General features: G+C 56.6%; 3 protein-coding genes. 2 read left to right on the top strand and 1 reads right to left on the bottom strand.

All coding sequences use genetic code 11. From position 1 onward, the window contains the following. On the top strand, positions 1 to 459 hold a 459-nt coding region (locus ACR0B3_RS23935), incomplete at its 5' end, for an aminotransferase class IV (protein ID WP_480811232.1). Positions 460 to 555: 96 nt separating this feature from the next. Further along, a complete protein-coding gene (locus ACR0B3_RS23940; RefSeq protein ID WP_340298282.1) occupies positions 556 to 900 on the top strand; it encodes a DUF2794 domain-containing protein in 345 nt (114 codons plus the stop codon). A 7-nt stretch (positions 901 to 907) separates the two neighbouring features. Here ACR0B3_RS23940 and ACR0B3_RS23945 read toward each other — a convergent pair. Continuing rightward, positions 908 to 1,464 (bottom strand): C40 family peptidase (locus tag ACR0B3_RS23945; protein ID WP_480811233.1); only part of this gene is annotated, 557 nt, incomplete at its 5' end.

The raw sequence follows: 1,464 nt of genomic DNA on the forward strand, positions 1-1,464 counted from the left end.
CGCTTTTCTACGGCATCTACGACTATGTCGACAGTTTCTGGGACAATTCCGAGCTGGAGGCGACGGGCCTGCCGACCGAGGCCGAGATCGCGATCCTGCAACCGCTGGTGGACGAGGGGCTGCTCGGATGCCATGATGTTTGATTATCGCGGCTATGTCGCCGAGGCGACAGGCGCAAATATCTTCTTCGTCAAAGATGGCGAAGTGCATACGCCAAAGCCAGATTGCTTCCTCAATGGCCTAACCCGCCAGACAGTTATCGGTATGTTGAACGATCGCCAAATCAAGGTGCATGAGCGTCATATCATGCCGGAAGAATTGGAAGGGTTTGAACAATGCTGGCTGACGGGAACCGCCGCAGAAGTCACCCCAGTGGGTCAGATTGGTAGCTATAATTTCGAGGTTGGCGCCCTGACGCGGGACATCTCGGACGCCTACGAAAAACTGGTTCGCGCCTAAGCGACACCACGCATCACGGCCCGCAAGATCAGCTGACCTTGCGGGCCTTTTTATGATCTCCCTTGCATTTCTTAGAATTCATGCCACCATCAGTCTATGGTGGTGCATACTCAATCCTTTGGCGCTTCCCGTATTCCCGAAAAGGTCGCCTTTGATCGTGGCGAATTATCGGCGATCCTGTCGATTTATGGCCGCATGGTGGCTGCAGGTGAATGGCGCGATTATGGAATGTCGCTGCTGAGTGATGTTGCGATTTTCTCAGTTTTCCGCCGCACCGCCGAACACCCCATTTATCGGATTGAAAAGCGCCCCAAATTGGCAGGCAAGCAGGGAATGTATTCCGTGATTGGGATGGACGGGCGCATTCTCAAGCGCGGGCATGATCTGCGCAATGTGCTGCGCGTGCTAGAGCGCAAATTGATCCGCGCCGTAGACGATTAATACCCCGTCATTCTATCAAAACATGTTTGCGCGCGGTGATCTCGCCGCCGCCAGACGTGCGAATGCGCGCCTCGGCATGGGCAAGCGGCTCATAGGCCACCGCCATGTGATGGGCATTTGCGTGCAACAGCATCTCTTCATCGGCCATGATCCCGACATGGCCCCTCCAAAACACCAAATCCCCGCGGCGCAGTGGTGCATCCTCGGGCAAAAGCGCGCCGAGCGCTGCCTCTTGTTGGTCACTGTCCCGTGGACAGTCTTGACCACAGGCGCGCATCGCCAATTGGATCAGGCCAGAGCAATCAATGCCCCATCGGCTGCTGCCGCCCCAAAGATAGGGGGTTCCAAGGAATAGATCAGCCACGCCCACCGTATCCGAAAACCGCGCCGTTAAGGGGCGCAGGTGGGATTTTGGAACATGATGCCCCGTCTGGATGCGATGAAAGCTTTCACCCTCTTTCGCAGGCTCAACCACGTTGACACGTGCGCCGAAAAAGATCGACACATCGGGCGACGATTTTACATCGGGGCGCGGATAGAGATGGGTTGCGGGGGCGGTGACCC

The organism is Ruegeria sp. CE9, from assembly GCF_056537425.1.